The following is a 17,334-nucleotide window of genomic DNA, read 5'->3' as shown; positions in this document are numbered from 1 at the left end:
ATATGGATTGGCTTTAGTTGCCAAAATTAAAATAACAAAGCTCTCAAATATGAGAGCTTTTTATGTTTAAAAGAATTTCGAAATCTTGTCAACTTCCAATTCAGAATAATCTGAAACAATAATATTGGCCAAACTATAATCCTGATTATGCGTGTGGAAACTCTTATAAGCAGCACAGAAAATATTGGCTCTGTGTGCTGCCAAAATTCCGTTGGTAGAATCTTCAATCACCATACAATTTTCGATGGTTTCATTCGCAATTTCGGCTGCTTTGATGAAAATTTCGGGATGAGGTTTTGATTCTTTTAAATCTGCACCACTGATTTTCCCGCTGAAATATTTTTCCAAACCGAATTTTTCAAAAACCATATTGATGGTTGTCATCGTTGCCGACGAAGCCAAAATTAATGTAATTCCGTTTTTATAATAATGCTGAATCAATTTTCTCACTCCCGGAATCAGATCAAACTCTTCATCATGATAAAAATAATCTTTGAAATGAGCTCTTTTGATGGTCGCAATATCTTCATGAGTTTGAGGAAGATTAAATCGGCTGATTAAAGTCTCGCAAACTCTTTTTGTAGAAGCACCGGTGAAAGAAGTGTAAAGTTCTTCCGAAACAGCAACTTTCAATTGATCGAACGTTCTGAAATAAGCTTTTCTGTGCAAAGGTTCTGTATCTACAATAACGCCATCCATATCGAACAGCACAGCTTTTAAGGACATAAATTTTGTTTTGTGCAAAAATAATGTTTTAAAATTGAAAGATTTAAAAAAATGAAAACTCATTATTTATAACTTATAATTTAAAACACTTACAAATTCTTCTTTGTATCTTTGGCAACAATATTTCAATCTTTAAACCATTTAATTTTTAATCATAATTATGAAAACATACGCAGGGATTCCTGAAGAAAATGCTTCATTAGAAAATTCAAAAGTAGTTTTGGTAACAGTTCCTTACGACGGAACTTCAACTTGGGGAAAAGGAGCCGACAAAGGTCCGGAATTATTCCTTGATGCTTCTGAAAACATGGAACTGTACGACATCGAAACAGGAACAGAACCTTATCTGGAAGGAGTTTGTTTAGCTGGAGAAATTTCTGAAAATTCCACTCCTGAAGCGATGACAGAAGCTGTTTACCAAAAGACAAAAGAACTTTTAGCAACAGATAAATTGTTTACCCTTTTCGGTGGAGAACATTCAGTTTCTATCGGTTCGATTCGTGCGGTTGGAGAAAAATTTGAAAACTTGACGGTTTTACAATTTGATGCTCATACAGATCTTCGTCCGGAGTTTCATGGTTCTACTTCTAATCATGCTTGTGCGGTTTTCGAAGCCAATCAGAAACATAATTTGGTTCAGGTGGGAATCCGTTCTATGGATGTTGAGGAAGTTGAATATTTACCGGAAGGAAGAGTGTTTTTTGCTCACGAAATTGCCACTAATGAAAACTGGGTCAATGATGTTCTGGAAAAAGTTTCAGGAAATGTTTACATCACCATCGATTTAGATGCCTTTGATCCGTCTATCGCACCATCTACAGGAACTCCGGAACCAGGTGGATTACAATGGTATCCAACTTTAGAATTGTTGAAAAAAGTTTTCGAAAAATGTAATGTTGTAGCGTTTGATATTGTTGAATTGATGGATTCTGCTTATTCTAAACCAAGTGCATTTTTAGCGGCAAAATTATACTACAAAATGTTGGCGTATTATCACATCAGCAAAGATTAAATTCCGCAGGAATCGGATTTTTATGTTCAGTTTTTCTTTGGAAATTTGTGATATAAAATAAACGGAAATGTCCACACAAGAAGAGATAGATTATCAGAGAATTGCCAAAGCTATCGAATTTATTCAGAGCAATTTTAAGCTTCAGCCGAATTTGGATGAGGTTGCTAAAAAAGTAAATCTAAGTCCGGCACATTTTCAGAAAATATTTACAGATTGGGCAGGAACTAGTCCGAAAAAATTTTTACAGTTCATCAGCATTGCGCATGCAAAAAGTTTATTAAAAGAAGAAAAAGCCACGCTGTTTGATGCAACATTAGAGACCGGACTTTCAAGTACGAGCAGATTACACGATTTGTTTGTAAATATTGAAGGAATGACACCTGCAGAATATAAAAACGGGGGTAAAAATTTAAACATCAATTACAGTTTTTTTGAAAGTCCGTTTGGAGAAATTATTACAGCTTCTACCGAAAAAGGAATCTGTTATATGGCTTTCGAAGAAAATAAAGAGAATGCATTGAGAGATTTAGTCACTAAATTTCCCAATGCATCTTTTTTTGAAAAAAAGGATCAGTTTCAGCAAAACGCATTATCTATTTTTAATAAAGACTGGACAAAACTCAGCGCCATTAAATTACATTTAAAAGGAACAGATTTTCAGCTCAAAGTCTGGGAAAGTTTACTGACGATTCCGATGGGGAAATTATCAACCTACGGAAATTTAGCAGATAAAATAGGAAACCCGAAAGCTTCAAGAGCTGTAGGAACGGCAATTGGTAGTAATCCGGTTGCGTTTTTAATTCCCTGTCATCGGGTGATCCAGTCATCTGGAAAAATTGGAGGCTATATGTGGGGAAGCGATAGAAAACAGTTAATTATTGGCTGGGAAAGTTCGAAAATGTATTCAGATGATTTTACTTAAAATATTCGGTGTTTTTATCATTCTGTAGGAATCTCAGTATTACTATTTTCTTCAACTGTCGAGATTTCTATGAAATAACAAACTGCGTTTATAAAAATTAATCAATTTCTAGTTAAATTATAGAATCATGAATAACTTGTTTGAAACAATAGAAGATTTCCCTGTCAACATCCTTCCCAAAGACGGCATCGCACAATATTACGGCAGAATATTTTCAGGTCAAGAATGCGAAAAGTATTATCAATATTTGTTCAGCAAAATACCGTGGGAAAATGATGAAGCAGTAATTTTCGGAAAACTGATTTTCACTAAGCGAAAAGTCGCATGGTTTGGCGAAAAAGAATTTGAATACACTTATTCCAATCGAACAAAGTATGCAAAACTCTGGACTCCGGAATTGTTAGCTTTAAAACAAAAGTGTGAAGAAATTTCCGGCGACACCTACAATTCCTGCCTTCTTAATTTATACCACGACGGAAGCGAGGGAATGGCGTATCATAGTGACAGTGAAAAAGATTTGAAAAAACACGGAGCAATTGCTTCGCTTACTTTCGGTGCTGAACGTAAGTTTTCTTTTAAACATAAACAATCTAAGGAGCGTATTGATGTTTTTTTAGAAAACGGAAGTTTATTGGTAATGAAAGGAACAACTCAGGAAAACTGGCTGCATAGAATTCCACCCACTAAAAAAGTGACAACTCCCAGAGTGAACCTGACATTCAGAACTATTGAAGAATAAAAAATAACGGCAATACACCGCTATTCTTTATAAACTTAATTTCGTCTAACGTCTAACGTCTAACTTATTTCAAAACCTCAACCTCAATCGCAGAATCTTCAAAAACTTTAATGAACGCTTTTGTGTAATCTTCTTTTGTTGCCATATTCGGATTATCTAAAAACTTCTGGGGATTCACCGAAAAAAGCGGAAACCAAGTCGAAGAAATCTGAATCTGAATTTTGTGACCTTTTTTGAACGTATGAACCACATCCTGCAATCTGAAATTAACTGCAGTTTTCTGATTGGCTGCCAAAGCTTCAGGTTTTTCTCTTGAATTTCTAAATCTTGCAGGCATAATTTCGCTTCGTACCATTTGATGATAGTTCCCATAAATAACACCCTCTTTCTTTTCTGTCGGTTTAAAATCTTCAGGATAAACGTCAATGAGTTTCACAGCAAAGTCTGCATCGGTAGAGGTAGAAGCAATATTTAATTGAGCTAAAATTTCCCCTGCAAAAGTCATATCTTCTGTCAGAACATCTGTTGTGAAAGTCAAAACATCTGGTCTTCCCACTGCAAATCTTTGGTCTTCAGACATGTAATTTCTTGGGTTGAAACCATTAAAATCTTTCAGATTGTCCGAACTCAAAACCGGATTATTCGGATCACTGTAATATTCTGAAAAACCTTGTCCGGCAGTATTTTTTAAAGTTCCATTGGCTAAATAAAAGTTGATTTTCTGAGTGTTTTTTGGTGGATATTGAGCAAATTCTTTCCATACTTTTGCTCCTGTGTCATACATTACAGCTTCCGGCAAACCTGCATCTTGTTTTGTATTTCCTTTCAAATAATGATTAAAAAATTTAGTCTCCAGATTTTTCTGGTAATAGGTTGCGATGCTGTCTCCAAAATAAATTTCATTGTGGAAGTGTTTCCCTTGTTCCTGTGCCCAGGCTCCATGAGAAAAAGGTCCCATTACGATGGTGTTTTTGGCTTTCGGGCTTGTTTTTTCTATTGTTTTATAAATATTCAAAGGTCCTGATAAATCTTCGGCATCAAACCATCCACCAACGGTCATCACTGCATGACTGATGTTTTTAAGATGAGGCAGAATGTTTCTTTTTTGCCAGTATTCATCATAATTAGGATGATTCATAATTTCGGTCATGAAGAAGTTGTTTGTATAATATTTGTCATACGCTTCTTTCAAAGTTCCTAGTTCTCTGTAGAATTTTAAGCCGTCTTCTGAAGTAGATTTAATCATAGAATCTGAATACCATGCTTTATTTTCAGGTTTGGTTTTCTGAACTCCAAAAACAGGAAATGTTCTGAAATATCCCAACATAAATTTTCCGTTGTGAAGAAAATCGTCATTCCAGAAATCTGAAATCGGAGCTTGAGGTGATGATGCTACTAAAGCCGGATGTTGCGCCAAAGTTCCTACAGCTGTATAAAATCCGGGATATGAAGTTCCATATTGTCCTACTTTTCCGTTGTTGTCTTTAATGTTTTTAATCAACCAATCAATTGTGTCGTAGGTATCGGTGCTTTCGTCAACATCTTTCTTGGTTTTATGATCAACCTGCGGCGTCATATTAGTGAAAGTTCCTTCGCTCATATATCTTCCACGCACATCCTGAAATACAAAAATATATTTGTCATTCATCAGATATTTGTTGGGGCCTAATTTCTTCTTATATTCACTTTCCCCGTACGGAGCAATGCTGTAACAGGTTCTCTGCATTAAAAACGGATACTTTTGTTTTTTTGAAATATCTTTCGGAATATAAACCGCCGTGAAAAGTTTAATACCATCACGCATTGTAATATAGAATTCTTTTTTGGTAAAATTATACTTAACAAAACTGTCTGTTGCAGCTGTATTTTGCGATTTTCCGAAAATGAAAAAGAGAATAAATAAAAAAGAAAAAGGAATCTTCATAATTGAAATTTGCAGCTAATTTATTAATAAAATGATAAATCTTTTATATCTTGATGTTAAAACAAAAAAAATCCCTGATAAATTCAGGGATTAGAATAAAAATTATGATATGATTATGCTTTCAAGTATCTTGAGTATGCATATCCTTCCTGTCCGTCAGCAGTTTTTACTTTCCACCAATCGTCAGAAGTTTGTTCAACCAAAGTAACTGATGAGCCTTTTGCTGCTTTACCAACAACAGCAGCATCCGTAGAAGGCTCTTGTCTGATGTTCAGGTTAGAATCTTCAGTAGCAATAGTAAGTGATGCACCTGCAGCAAGGCCTGCAACTTGTACATCGATATTGATATCTGAAGCAGAATACGTAGAATCGATTGCTCCTAAAGCATTCCAGACTGCGTCTTTCGCTGCAGTGTTAGATGCATTTCCGGAAACATAAAGAATTCCGTCCTGTTCCTGAACCTGAAGATTAGAAACTCCCGCAGACTGAGCTGCAGAAACTACACTTGAGTATTTATCCTGTAATGTGCTCATCTCTAATTATTTTACAGTATAGTTATAATTTACTTTTCCAACTTTCAAAGCATCCACAGATTCTTTGATTTTTCTTGCCTGTGCAGAAGATGCAGTTCCTGTAAGAGTCAACTCTCCGTTAACAACTTCTACTTTTACAGATGGGAAATCTTTCAATGCATCCTGTACTTTTTGCTGTACCATAGGGTCAACTGCTGTCGTTGTTTGCACTGGTTCAGGAGCAGTTACTGTTGGTGCAACAGTTGCCATATCATGTACGTCTTTTACACCTTTAATTTCTTTAAGAGATTTGATAGCTGCGTCTTTTTCAGCTTGTGAGGCGAACGTTCCGCCTAAATGAGCTACACCTTCTTTTACTTCTACAGTGGCAGCCGGATTAGCAGTTACAATGGTAGTTGCCTGAGTCTGAAGATCAGCATCTGATACTTTCTTTTTGCACGAAATAGATCCGAATGATACTGCCAAAGCTAAGGCAGACATTGCGATTGTTTTTTTCATAATTGATTTTATTTAATGTTTTAATTACACTCAAATGTAATAATAAAATCTATACCAATTATCTAAAAAATAAATAAATATCTCAAGCTTTTATTTTAATGTCATCATAATCTGCAAGTTAATTTTTAAAATTACTGATTTCAAACAGTTTTCATAAAGTTTTAGGCATCACCAATAAAACCATTATATTTGTGATTATTGAACTAAAGATATGAAAGGACAAAATAAATTATTTATTGCGATTATAGTTGCATTGATCGTGGGTGTAGTAATTGGCGGATTTGTACATATTCAGTATCCCGAAAGTGCGAAACCATTCTCAGACAATATCAAGCTTCTCGGCACGGTCTTTATCAGATTGGTGCAGATGATTATCGCACCGTTGGTTTTCACCACATTGGTTGTAGGAATTGCAAAAATGAGTGATCTTAAAATGATTGGAAGAGTAGGCTCAAAAGCGATGCTTTGGTTTATTTCGGCATCTCTTATATCTCTGTTCATTGGTTTGGTTTTGGTAAATTGGTTGGAGCCCGGTCATGTAACAAAACTTCCTATTCAGGACACAGCGTCCGCTGAAGAACTGTTAAAGTCAAGTAAAGGTTTTTCGCTGGAAGATTTTGTGAAACATATCATTCCTAAAAGTATTTTTGAAGCTTTTGCTACTAATGAAGTGCTTCAGATTGTTGTTTTTTCCATTATGTTTGGAGTCGCTTTGGCTAATTTGGGTGACGAATATGCACAGCCGGTTATTAAATTGTTTGATGTGATCGCACACGCAATTCTAAAAATGGTAGCCTACATCATGTGGTTTGCACCGCTTGGAGTTTTAGGAGCAATTGCAGCTGTAGTGGCAACCAATGGTTTTGAAATTTTTAAAGTGTATGCTATTTATCTGAGAGACTTTTTCTTTGCAATAGCTGTTTTGTGGGCGGTTTTATTGATTGTTGGTTATTTAATTTTAGGAAACCGTCTTTTTGAATTATTAAGAAGGATAAAATCACCTTTATTAATCGCTTTCTCCACGACAAGTTCAGAAGCTGTTTTTCCAAAATTGGTTGAAGAACTGGAGAGATTCGGATGCAACAATAGAGTGGTGTCATTTATTTTACCATTAGGATATTCATTTAATCTCGATGGAAGTATGATGTATATGACGTTTGCATCAATTTTCATAGCACAGATCTACGGAATTGAAATGTCTGTCGGGCAGCAAATCACTATGCTTTTGGTTTTAATGCTGACTTCAAAAGGAATTGCGGGAGTTCCGAGAGCTTCTCTGGTTATTATTGTAGCAACCTGTTCGATGTTCGGAATTCCGCCAGAAGGAATTGCTTTAATTCTTCCTATCGATCACTTCTGTGATATGGCGAGAAGCATGACCAATGTTTTAGGTAACGCCTTAGCGACGTCTGCTGTTTCAAAGTGGGAAGGGCAGCTGGATAACCATGGTGGAGATCTGTAGATATTAATTTAACTTAATAAATGGTCAACAGAGAATTTTTTTCTGTTCACCATTTTTTATGAAATTTGTATTACTTTGTTGAGTGAAACGCCTTTGCGAACGAAAAATATTTTCAATCATTTAAATAAAAGCTTTGCGAACTTTGCGTTAAAAATAGATTAAAACCTATAATTAAATGAACTTACAAAATCATAAAAATACAATTGCTGATAAAGGTTTTTCCGTTATCAGCAATGTTTTTTCTACGGAAGAGATTGTAAAAATAAGTGAAGTCATTCAGAATATTGACACTTCAAAAGAAACCTTCAGAAAATCCGAAGATCTTTTTGCGATCCGTCAGTTTTTAAAGGAAATTCCTGAAGTAAGAGATTTGATTTTTAATGAAAATTTAAAAACAATTATCAAAGAAATTTTTGGTGAAAATTATTTTGTTGTTAAAAGTATTTACTTCGATAAGCCAGAAAAATCAAACTGGTACGTTGCCTATCATCAGGATTTAACGATTTCTGTGGATAAAAAAGTTGAACTGGATAACTTCGGACCATGGACAACCAAACAGAATCAGTTTGCTGTACAACCACCTTTAGATATTCTCGAAAACATTTTTACGATAAGAATTCATTTAGACGATACCGATGAAAATAATGGAGCTCTGAAAGTCGTTCCAAAATCTCACGCAAAAGGAATTTACAGACCAGAAACCATTGATTGGAATGTAGAAACAGAAAATATCTGCAATGTAGAACAAGGTGGAATAATGATGATGAAACCTTTACTTCTTCATGGTTCAAACCGAACAACAAATGGAAATAAACGAAGAATAATTCATATTGAGTTTTCTGATCGAGAATTGCCGGAAGAATTACAGTGGTCGGAAAGAATGAATTAATTATTCCCTGAATTGAACAGAATAAGCTTTGGCTAAAGCCGATTAGTTGCTATATTTATTAAACGGGCTAAAGCCCGTTCCTATTGATTAAAACAAAAACCTCTTCCCAATCGAAAGAGGTTTTATAAATTAAAATTTTTTGACTTACTATTTCACAGAAATCTCATCCACAAAAATGTAAGCATCTCCACCTGCTCCTTGATGCCATTCCGGAAGTTTACCGAAATGATAGGCTTTAACTTTTAGATAACGAGCTTCAGTAGGAAGAACTTCCGTTGAGAAATCTTTCATCTGGACGTTTTCATCTTTAGCATCAATGTTATTTTCTAAGGTTTTCAGAAGAATGAATGTTTTTCCATCCATTGAAGCATAATATTCCACTTTTTTAGGCATTAAAATCCAGGCTCTGCTGTCTTGAAGATAGTTTGAAGAGATATGATTAATCTGTTGAGGTGATTTAAAATCAATAATAGCTTCCAAAGTTTGTCCTTGATAACCTTGCCATTCGCCTTTTCTCCAATTTACATCACCATTGATGCCGTCAATCAATGCGAATTTTCCACCCGCTGTATATTGTGGATGCATGTTTGAATTGATGGTAATATCCCAATGATTCGGTCGTCTGTTAAAGTTGGCAGTTGTAATTCCGCTTTTTTCACCATTTCTTTCAGCATAGGTAGAAACCTGTGTGGTTTTGCTGATGGTAAAAGGTTCTTTGTAGGCTTTAAAAGTCTTTCTGACGTTAGCGTCATTTTCATCCATCGTCATGTAATACACCTTATCTTTTTCATTCAAAGGGGTGATTTTTACCTGAGTCGTAAAATCAAACAGTCGGTCTGCGGCGATGACCGGAGAAGCAGTTTGCTCGGTATATTTTAAATCTTTGGCAACTTTTATATTCTCAAAACCTAAATGTTTAAGCTCAGATTTCGGAGTGTTTTTGGTGATAATTCTTGTTGTTCCGTCTTCTAAACGCAGTTTTATTTCATCAAAATAGGGCGTCACGGTTTCCCACTCAGGTTTTCCGGGAGTTACAGCATAAATTCCCATGGTGCTTAAAATATACCATGCGCTCATTTGTCCGCAATCTTCGTTTCCGATCAAACCATCGGGAGAATTTTTATAGAAATTATCAAGAATGTATTTGATTTTTTCTTCCGTTTTCTGGGGTTTATCAACGAAATTATAAAGATAGGCAATGTGATGACTCGGTTCGTTTCCTTGAGCGTATTGTCCCATCAAACCTGTAATATCCACCTGTTCTCTACCTGTCGTTTTATCGGAAGCAGCGAAAATAGCATCAATGAATTGTTCAAATTTTTCCTTTCCGCCATGAGCTTCAATCAACTCCGGAATATTCTGCGGAACAGAATAGGAATAATGCCACGAATTTCCTTCAGTATAATTGTTGTTGACTTCACTAGGATCAAACGGTTCATACCAGTTTCCGTTTTTTCTTGCCTGCATAAAACCGTTGTTGGGATTGTAAAGATTTTTCCAGTTTTGAGAACGTTTCATGAAGTATTCATAATCTTCTTTTTTGTTTAAAATTTTTGCCATCTGAGCAATGCACCAGTCGTCATATGCATATTCCAACGTTTTTGAGACGCTTTCATGTTCATCATCAATGCTGATGTAATTGTTTTGTTTATAAGCATTTAAACCAAAAATATCCAGCATTGCCGAATTTTTTGAAGCCTGAAAAGCTTTCTCATAATCAAAGCCTGTGATTCCTTTTGACATTGCATCTGCAATTACCGAAACCGAATGATAGCCGATCATACATTCCGTTTCATTAGAAGCGAGTTCCCAAACGGGAAGTTTTCCGCCCTGTTCGTATTGTTTGATGAAAGTATTGACAAAATCTGCCGTTCTTTTTCGGTCAATCAATGACATCAAAGGATGCGCTCCTCTGAATGTATCCCAAAGCGAGAAAACGGAGTAGTATCCAAAATCTTTTGCCATGTAAAACTTGTTGTCTCTGCCACGGTATTTTCCGTCAGCGTCCATATTGATGTTCGGTTGTGTGAAAACATGATATAATGCGGTATAGAAAACCGTTAATTTGTCTTTATCGGCAGACTTCACTTCAATTTTTGAAAGTTCTTTATTCCAGTCTGCGACCGCCTGATTCTGAATTTCGGTAAAATTATTTGATTTTCCTTCAGCCACCATATTTTTTCCGGCACCTTCATAACCTGTCGGAGAAATCGCCACTTTTACGAGAATCTTCTCTCCTTTTTTTACCTTATTAGAAAATGCTACTTGAATTTTTGTTCCTGAATATCCTTTTTTAATTGTACCAATTTTGAATTCACTTTCTTCATGTCCTTTAGTTTCAAACATAGGCTTTGAAAACTCAATTCTCGCATAAATCTGTTGGTTGGTCGCCCAGGCTTCACTTCTTCTGAAAACTTCAATCGTTTTGCTGTCAATAATTTTAACCTCTCCTTCCAGCAATTTATCTCTGTGATTTAAATCTAAAATAATATTAGCGTTTCCGGCTTTGTTGAAGGTGTATTCGTGATAACCCACTCTTTTTGTTGTCGTTAAACGAACATCAATGTTGTGCTTGTCTAATTTAACAGAATAAAACCCAGCCGTTGCTTTCTCGTTTTTGTGCGAAAATTTTGAAGAATATTCTTTCGGAGTCAGTCCCGGATTTCCCATCGTCGGCATCAGCATAATGTCTCCGTAATCTGACACTCCCGTTCCATTAAGATGCGTATGCGAAAAACCATAAATCACCGAATCTGAGTAGTGATAACCGCTACAGCCGTCCCAGCTTCCGTCGATTCTCGTGTCAGGAGAAAGCTGTACCATCCCGAAAGGTACGATTGCTCCGGGAAAAGTATGACCATGACCACCTGTTCCGATGAAAGGATTTACGTATTGCGAATAATTTTGCGATATTAAATTATGGCTGATTAATCCCAAAAGAATGAAGAATATTTTTTGCATGAGTTTAAAATTAAAAACGTTCTAAAATACTACAAAATTTCCGTGTACAAAAGAATTTGTCTATCACACCGTTTACTGATTCTAAATAGCTAAAATTTCCGTAAATTTGTAGTCAATTTATATTTTTATGTTAACTAAAGAAAAAGTTCAGGATTTCCTTAAAGAAATAGAAGTAGATGATTTGGTGAGTAACTTTCAGGTGATGGGAAGCGATGTGTACATTGATATGACCGCTCATTCGCCTGCGATGCACGAAAAAAAGAAACTTGAGGCAGCCATGAAACAGGCTTTCGCAAGTGAATTTGGAGAAGAAATTAATTTAAAATTAAAAATAGTTTCTCCCGAGCCAAGCGAAGTTCAGCTTAGTCAGATCAAAGGAAAACAAATCCCTGGAATTCAAAATATTATCGCCATCGCATCCGGAAAGGGTGGTGTTGGTAAGTCTACCGTTGCTGCCAATCTTGCGGTAACTTTAGCAAAAATGGGTTTCAAAGTAGGGATTTTAGATGCTGATATTTACGGGCCGTCTGTTCCTACCATGTTTGATACAGAAGGTCAGAAGCCGATTTCTGTAGATGTCAACGGAAAAAGTTTAATGAAACCTATCGAAAATTACGGTGTGAAAATGCTTTCCATCGGATATTTTTCAGGAGCAAACCAAGCAGTAGTCTGGAGAGGTCCAATGGCTTCAAAAGCTTTGAACCAAATGATCAGAGATGCAGCTTGGGGAGAATTAGATTTCTTGTTAATCGATCTGCCTCCGGGAACGGGTGATATTCATTTATCAATCATTCAGGAAGTTCCGGTAACGGGAGCAGTAATTGTAAGTACACCTCAACACGTTGCTTTGGCAGATGTGAGAAAAGGGATTGCAATGTTCAATATGGAAAGTATCAATATTCCGGTACTTGGATTGATTGAAAACATGGCGTATTTTACACCGGAAGAATTACCTGACAATAAATATTATATCTTTGGAAATCAGGGAGCACAGTATTTAGCTGAAGATTTGGGAATTCCTATTCTAGGTGAAATTCCTTTGATTCAGAGCATCAGAGAAGCGGGAGATGTAGGAAGACCTGCTGCACTTCAGGAAAATTCTAAAATTGCAGAGATCTATACAGATACTGCCAGAAAAATGGTAGAGAGTTTGGTAGAAAGAAACAAGTTTCTTCCGCCTACAGAAGCCGTGAAAATCACAACGATTGCAGGTTGCTCGCCAAAGAAATAAATAATGATTTCAAATTAATTTTTGAAAAACCAAATTCAAAATATGGAGACAAATATAGCACACGAAAGCATAGTAACCAGAGTAATGGAAGCTCTTGAGAGTATTCGTCCGTTTTTGAATAAAGACGGGGGAGATATTGAGTTGATTGATGTAAAAGAAGACACCGTTTATGTAAAGCTTTTAGGAAACTGCTCCGGCTGTTCTCTGAACTTTTCAACTCTGAAACTGGGTGTTGAAAATACCATCAAACAACACGCTCCTGAGATTTCAAAAGTAGTGAATGTAGAATAAAAAATACATAATATATTTTTTGAAGACAGATCTGTGAAGGTCTGTCTTTTTTATGATTTTTCTTATGTAATTAAAAGTATTTATCTGTATCAATAGAAACGGGCTTCAGCCTGTTTTCAAAATTAATAATATTCCATTGGCTTTAGCCAAAAATTACTGCAAGTTTATTTTAACATCAAACTCTATAAATATTTCCAGAATTTCATTGAATTTTGTTTTAAAAAGTTTTTTACTTTTCTGATGATTTTTCCAAGTTAGTTCTTTAATAGATTGTACTCCAAAATTACCACTCATACAATCATTAAGAGCAGGAATGTTTCTTCCAAAGTAACCTGCAATTCCATTGATTTCTTCACCGAGAGAACAAAAGAATTCGTCGAGATTATGAAAATCATTTCCGTCAATTTCGATTTTTAAATCTTTTTGTGAAGACTCCGAACTCACATTGTTTAAAGCAAAAACCAGCCAACCTTGTAATTCATCCTTCTCAAAACTTTTCCAAATGTTTTTAGCATTAACTTGGTTGTTCAGCTTGATTTTCCACGCTTTATAATACCCTTTAGGTTGATGCCATACAAAACCACCCAAACTGATATTATTTTTCTCTGATTTTAAAATTTTGATATTACTGATGAAGGTTCCTGTAAGAATTAAATTATTTTGATCTAAAAGATAAATATAGCCATTATTGTCAAATTTGGAACTTGCTTCATTTATCTCAAATTTTAGTTTTTCGGGATTTTCAATATTATTCAATCTAATTTGACGATATCCGATATTATTGTTACTTTCCAGATTTCTCACATCCTCTATAATTGTAATAACTTCAGGTGGATGTAAACCTGAATCTAATGAAAATCCGAACATTGAAATTTAATTTTAGTCAAAGTAATGAAAATTTATTGCAAAACCTTGTCAAGGTTATTATCCGCTTGCATATTTAACCTTGACAAGGTTGACTTTCCAAAGAAAGATGAAAGTTTTTTCAACAAAAAAGCCCCGGAAAAACCGGGGCTACATTAAATCAAATATGAAGAAATTACTTTACAATAACTCTTTTCACATCACCTTCAGAAGTTTTGATTAAATAAACTCCGGTATTCAGTTTTGAAGTATCTATTGTCAAGGCATTTTTATCTTTTCCAAGTAATTTTCCCGACATATCGTACAATTCATATCCCTGTGCTTTATTGAAATACAACATACTTCCTTTGTTCACAGGATTCGGGAAGATGTTGAAGCTTGCTTTTTGTGGTTTCACTTCACTTGTTGCTAAAGTTGGTGACAAAAGAACTTCATACATCGATAATGTTCCGCTGATCTCGTTCGCAACAATCACATATCCTTTTCCTGTTGTGGTATTCGCCGGAGCGATGTATGTGATGCCTTCAGGACCGTTGTCTCCGCCAAATGCCGAAGTCATTCTGGAATGCTTGTAATCTGTAAGGGTTACATTATTGGGATCTGTCACATTATAAACCATCACACCTCCAATTCTTTCTAATGTAATGAATGCGAAAGTCTGTCCGTTGATGGTTCCTAACGTTACTCCTTCCGGTTCAGGACCTTTTGCACGGCTTCTGTTTTTGGCTCCATTCGCTTCGTTATCTGCATTAAAGATTAATGGAAAGTTAGCTGAAGTATATCTTTCAAACTGATCTCCGCTGTCGTAAACGATTTGCTTGGTATCTGCATTGAAAATAGAGAATGATCTTGCGCCTAAAGAATGGATTTCTTCATATTCTGCATCTCCGTCGGTATTTCCGTTCACGCTGGTCGTTCTGAATCTTCCTAAATTGTGTGAAGCTTTCAATACAGAGGCGTTCGGGAATACTGTTGAATCTAAACCGTAAGTTGCAGCTCCTACCGTTGTTCTTTCACTAAATCCTCCAAGATCTTTTTCGTCACCTTCATTGGCAGTGACAATGTAATTGGTGCTTCCTATTTTATATGATGCCATGGCATCCGGATTGTAATATGCTTTTACCGGCCAGTTGGCGATCAAAACTTCTCCGTTATTATCAGAAGCATCAAAACCATTTCCTGGGAGGCTCATGTCTTTTTTACCTAATCCCCAAATGCTTCCTAATGTTTTTGTAGCTAAATTAACTTCAATGATTGAATTGCTTTCCTGACAAGAAACCCATGCTTTCTGGCTGTCCGGACTGATTGCAATGTATTCCGGTTCCAGATCCTGAGCAAGAGTGCTTGTAGATTTTACTTTTCTTCCTCCCGTTAAAGCTAAAGTGGCTTCCTGACCATTAAATTGGGTGAACGCAAGTGTAGTCACATTAGATTGCGTTAAAGCCTGAATTCCGGCAACCGTCAAAGAAGGAATATCGATAATGCTGATCGAACCTTCCGGATCTACCGTGTAAGCATCGTTTGGCTCTCCTTCATTGGCAGTCATCACTTTGGTTCCGTCTGGGGTGAAAGTAATCATGTCTGGTAAAACTCCAACATTTACTTGTTTCAAAAAGGTTCCGTTGATGTCAAAGAATACAACTGATCCGTTTGCTTGTGCATTGGTTCCGTTTGGAGAAGCCACTGCGATGATTCCGTTTCTTACAGCAATGCTGGTAATTCCGCCGTATGGCAACATATTTACTGTGCTGATAACCGTTGGCGCAAGCGGATTTGCAAAGTTGATGATATCAAAAACATCTGTAAGTGCACTGATCGTGAAAAGTCTTTGGGTTGCAGGATCATGCACAACAATTTCTGTAGAACTGTTATTGGTTCCTGAAGGATCAAAGCTTCCGATATAATTTAATTGGATTTGGTTAGATGCTATCGGTGCTGCTTTGTCATTGTCTACGATATAAACTGTAGATGATGCATCACCTGTGATTGTTGCTCCGACAGGATTTTCAAGGCTCAAAACAAAATATTCTACCTGTTGTTCTTCCAAAATATCATCAGTGACCGGAATATTAATCGTAACACTTGTGGTGGCAGGAGTAATATTGATGGTTTGATTGGTCAGAGTGAAATCACTGTTGTTTGCCGTACTGAAGGGTGCCGGTTTTACTATAAGATTTACCGTTGCATTTGAAGGATTATTGACATTGATTTTGAATGCCAAAGTCCCCGCATTTTCGTTGACTTTAACGAATGTCTTGTCTAAAGAAATTGTAGTTCCTGCAGTAGTGAAAGTAGTAGATGTTGTAGCAGTTACAGCATTATCACTCGTATCTTCAACCATATTTGGTTTTAAAACCAGATAATATGCCTGATTCGGAACTAAACCTGCAGTAGGAATCACTGTAATTTTATTGTTACTAAACGTCGTTGTGAAAGGAACTACTGTTCCTGTAGCATTGCTTAATCTCAATTCAACCAAACTCTGAGCATTTGCAGCGGTAATGGCAGAATTATCAAGAAGTCTTACGTTTTCGTTGAAAGTAACTGTAGGATTTACTGTTGTAGAGGCGTTGTTGACATTGTTCGCAGGCAAGTAAGTTACTGTAGGTGGAGTAGTATCAACTCCGCCAGTTGGAGTAGCATCCACTGTGAAGTTATCAAATCTGTTGTTTCCTACATTTCCTCCAGAACCTGTTGCGAACTCAACTTTCAATTTGAAGTTTGGATTGTTTGCAACTCCCGCAACCGCTGAAAAATCAAATGTAATCAATTGCGGATTTCCATCCATTGGTGCAACAGTTTGATATTGCGTAAATGTAGTTCCGTCTAAAGAATAAGACCAGGTTTGCATTCCTGCTCCTGAACCTGATCTTCTTGTAGTAAATTTTACCACAACATTATTATAACCTATTGTAGGAAGAGAAAATTGCAGGTTTCCGTTGATAGGATAATTGTATCTCAAATGCGTTCCGGAAGCATCTCCGTTTCTTGCATTCAAATTGTCAATATTAAAATTCTGTGCTGTTCCGCCGGCAAAATCAACAAAAGTATCTGCACTTCCCGTTCCTGTAGAAACTGCAGCAATAGAGCCGTTTAAAAGTGTAGAGGTCGGAGTTGTAATAGCTGCAACGGAAGCATTATTGTTAAAATTCCAGTAGTGAACCAAAGTTTGTCCTGAAACTGCACCATGAAATAATGCTGCGATAGGTAGCAAACTTCTGAAAAAGTATTTGTTCTTCATTTTTACTTATATATAGATTTGTGCAAAAATGAAGATTATAC

General features: G+C 36.1%; 14 protein-coding genes. 7 read left to right on the top strand and 7 right to left on the bottom strand.

What is annotated here, in order from left to right; genetic code table 11:
• Positions 1 to 66: 66 nt before the first annotated feature.
• A complete protein-coding gene (locus ACZZ9T_RS15765) occupies positions 67 to 726 on the bottom strand; it encodes an HAD family hydrolase (RefSeq protein ID WP_463442879.1) in 660 nt (219 codons plus the stop codon).
• Positions 727 to 886: 160 nt separating this feature from the next.
• Between ACZZ9T_RS15765 and speB the strand changes: the two genes are divergently transcribed.
• From speB to ACZZ9T_RS15750, 3 genes are all read left to right on the top strand, one after another.
• Positions 887 to 1,738, top strand: a complete 852-nt coding sequence (gene speB / locus ACZZ9T_RS15760) for an agmatinase (RefSeq protein ID WP_463442878.1) — start codon at positions 887 to 889, stop codon at positions 1,736 to 1,738.
• Positions 1,739 to 1,805: 67 nt separating this feature from the next.
• Positions 1,806 to 2,660, top strand: coding sequence for a bifunctional helix-turn-helix domain-containing protein/methylated-DNA--[protein]-cysteine S-methyltransferase (locus tag ACZZ9T_RS15755; protein WP_463442877.1), 855 nt, complete (start codon positions 1,806 to 1,808; stop codon positions 2,658 to 2,660).
• A 127-nt stretch (positions 2,661 to 2,787) separates the two neighbouring features.
• Positions 2,788 to 3,399 (top strand): alpha-ketoglutarate-dependent dioxygenase AlkB family protein, encoded by a 612-nt coding sequence (locus ACZZ9T_RS15750; protein WP_463442876.1) that lies wholly within the window; start codon positions 2,788 to 2,790, stop codon positions 3,397 to 3,399.
• A 64-nt stretch (positions 3,400 to 3,463) separates the two neighbouring features.
• On the opposite strand, the gene ACZZ9T_RS15745 is transcribed toward ACZZ9T_RS15750, so the two are convergent.
• The 3 genes from ACZZ9T_RS15745 to ACZZ9T_RS15735 form a co-directional block, all read right to left on the bottom strand.
• On the bottom strand, positions 3,464 to 5,323 hold the full coding sequence (locus tag ACZZ9T_RS15745) for a CocE/NonD family hydrolase (RefSeq protein WP_463442875.1): 1,860 nt from the start codon (positions 5,321 to 5,323) through the stop codon (positions 3,464 to 3,466).
• Between the two features lie 113 nt (positions 5,324 to 5,436).
• Entirely contained in the window at positions 5,437 to 5,856 is a 420-nt protein-coding gene (locus tag ACZZ9T_RS15740; RefSeq protein ID WP_463429286.1) for an SH3 domain-containing protein, read from the bottom strand.
• 6 nt (positions 5,857 to 5,862) lie between these two features.
• Positions 5,863 to 6,354, bottom strand: coding sequence for a BON domain-containing protein (locus ACZZ9T_RS15735; protein WP_463442874.1), 492 nt, complete (start codon positions 6,352 to 6,354; stop codon positions 5,863 to 5,865).
• 211 nt (positions 6,355 to 6,565) lie between these two features.
• On the opposite strand from ACZZ9T_RS15735, the gene ACZZ9T_RS15730 reads away from it, so the two are divergent.
• Together ACZZ9T_RS15730 and ACZZ9T_RS15725 are read left to right on the top strand one after the other, a co-directional pair.
• Positions 6,566 to 7,816: a dicarboxylate/amino acid:cation symporter gene (locus tag ACZZ9T_RS15730; RefSeq protein ID WP_463429284.1), complete on the top strand. Its 1,251-nt coding sequence runs from the start codon at positions 6,566 to 6,568 to the stop codon at positions 7,814 to 7,816.
• Between the two features lie 175 nt (positions 7,817 to 7,991).
• Entirely contained in the window at positions 7,992 to 8,705 is a 714-nt protein-coding gene (locus tag ACZZ9T_RS15725; protein WP_463442873.1) for a phytanoyl-CoA dioxygenase family protein, read from the top strand.
• Between the two features lie 147 nt (positions 8,706 to 8,852).
• Here ACZZ9T_RS15725 and ACZZ9T_RS15720 read toward each other — a convergent pair whose 3' ends face one another.
• Positions 8,853 to 11,666, bottom strand: a complete 2,814-nt coding sequence (locus tag ACZZ9T_RS15720) for a GH92 family glycosyl hydrolase (RefSeq protein ID WP_463442872.1) — start codon at positions 11,664 to 11,666, stop codon at positions 8,853 to 8,855.
• A 127-nt stretch (positions 11,667 to 11,793) separates the two neighbouring features.
• On the opposite strand from ACZZ9T_RS15720, the gene ACZZ9T_RS15715 reads away from it, so the two are divergent.
• Positions 11,794 to 12,897 carry an Mrp/NBP35 family ATP-binding protein gene (locus tag ACZZ9T_RS15715; protein ID WP_463442871.1) on the top strand — a complete coding sequence of 368 codons (1,104 nt, stop codon included), beginning with the start codon at positions 11,794 to 11,796 and terminating at the stop codon, positions 12,895 to 12,897.
• Positions 12,898 to 12,939: 42 nt separating this feature from the next.
• On the top strand, positions 12,940 to 13,188 hold the full coding sequence (locus tag ACZZ9T_RS15710) for a NifU family protein (protein ID WP_463429281.1): 249 nt from the start codon (positions 12,940 to 12,942) through the stop codon (positions 13,186 to 13,188).
• 153 nt (positions 13,189 to 13,341) lie between these two features.
• Here ACZZ9T_RS15710 and ACZZ9T_RS15705 read toward each other — a convergent pair whose 3' ends face one another.
• Both ACZZ9T_RS15705 and ACZZ9T_RS15700 read right to left on the bottom strand, forming a co-directional pair.
• Entirely contained in the window at positions 13,342 to 14,055 is a 714-nt protein-coding gene (locus tag ACZZ9T_RS15705; protein WP_463442870.1) for a barstar family protein, read from the bottom strand.
• 172 nt (positions 14,056 to 14,227) lie between these two features.
• Complete coding sequence (locus tag ACZZ9T_RS15700; protein ID WP_463442869.1) at positions 14,228 to 17,293, bottom strand: choice-of-anchor I family protein; 3,066 nt, start codon at positions 17,291 to 17,293, stop codon at positions 14,228 to 14,230.
• Positions 17,294 to 17,334: the final 41 nt, after the last annotated feature.

It is taken from the genome of Chryseobacterium sp. AC417, assembly GCF_979258215.1.
The sequence above is the reverse complement of the archived record's forward strand: the minus strand, read 5'-3'. Positions and strand labels throughout refer to the sequence as shown.

What these genes read in the sequence shown, in the direction of transcription:
- ACZZ9T_RS15765 (WP_463442879.1), bottom strand. Translation starts at nt 726, where the DNA reads ATGTCCTTAAAAGCTGTGCTGTTCGATATGGATGGCGTTATTGTAGAT.
- speB (WP_463442878.1), top strand. Translation starts at nt 887, where the DNA reads ATGAAAACATACGCAGGGATTCCTGAAGAAAATGCTTCATTAGAAAAT.
- ACZZ9T_RS15755 (WP_463442877.1), top strand. Translation starts at nt 1,806, where the DNA reads ATGTCCACACAAGAAGAGATAGATTATCAGAGAATTGCCAAAGCTATC.
- ACZZ9T_RS15750 (WP_463442876.1), top strand. Translation starts at nt 2,788, where the DNA reads ATGAATAACTTGTTTGAAACAATAGAAGATTTCCCTGTCAACATCCTT.
- ACZZ9T_RS15745 (WP_463442875.1), bottom strand. Translation starts at nt 5,323, where the DNA reads ATGAAGATTCCTTTTTCTTTTTTATTTATTCTCTTTTTCATTTTCGGA.
- ACZZ9T_RS15740 (WP_463429286.1), bottom strand. Translation starts at nt 5,856, where the DNA reads ATGAGCACATTACAGGATAAATACTCAAGTGTAGTTTCTGCAGCTCAG.
- ACZZ9T_RS15735 (WP_463442874.1), bottom strand. Translation starts at nt 6,354, where the DNA reads ATGAAAAAAACAATCGCAATGTCTGCCTTAGCTTTGGCAGTATCATTC.
- ACZZ9T_RS15730 (WP_463429284.1), top strand. Translation starts at nt 6,566, where the DNA reads ATGAAAGGACAAAATAAATTATTTATTGCGATTATAGTTGCATTGATC.
- ACZZ9T_RS15725 (WP_463442873.1), top strand. Translation starts at nt 7,992, where the DNA reads ATGAACTTACAAAATCATAAAAATACAATTGCTGATAAAGGTTTTTCC.
- ACZZ9T_RS15720 (WP_463442872.1), bottom strand. Translation starts at nt 11,666, where the DNA reads ATGCAAAAAATATTCTTCATTCTTTTGGGATTAATCAGCCATAATTTA.
- ACZZ9T_RS15715 (WP_463442871.1), top strand. Translation starts at nt 11,794, where the DNA reads ATGTTAACTAAAGAAAAAGTTCAGGATTTCCTTAAAGAAATAGAAGTA.
- ACZZ9T_RS15710 (WP_463429281.1), top strand. Translation starts at nt 12,940, where the DNA reads ATGGAGACAAATATAGCACACGAAAGCATAGTAACCAGAGTAATGGAA.
- ACZZ9T_RS15705 (WP_463442870.1), bottom strand. Translation starts at nt 14,055, where the DNA reads ATGTTCGGATTTTCATTAGATTCAGGTTTACATCCACCTGAAGTTATT.
- ACZZ9T_RS15700 (WP_463442869.1), bottom strand. Translation starts at nt 17,293, where the DNA reads ATGAAGAACAAATACTTTTTCAGAAGTTTGCTACCTATCGCAGCATTA.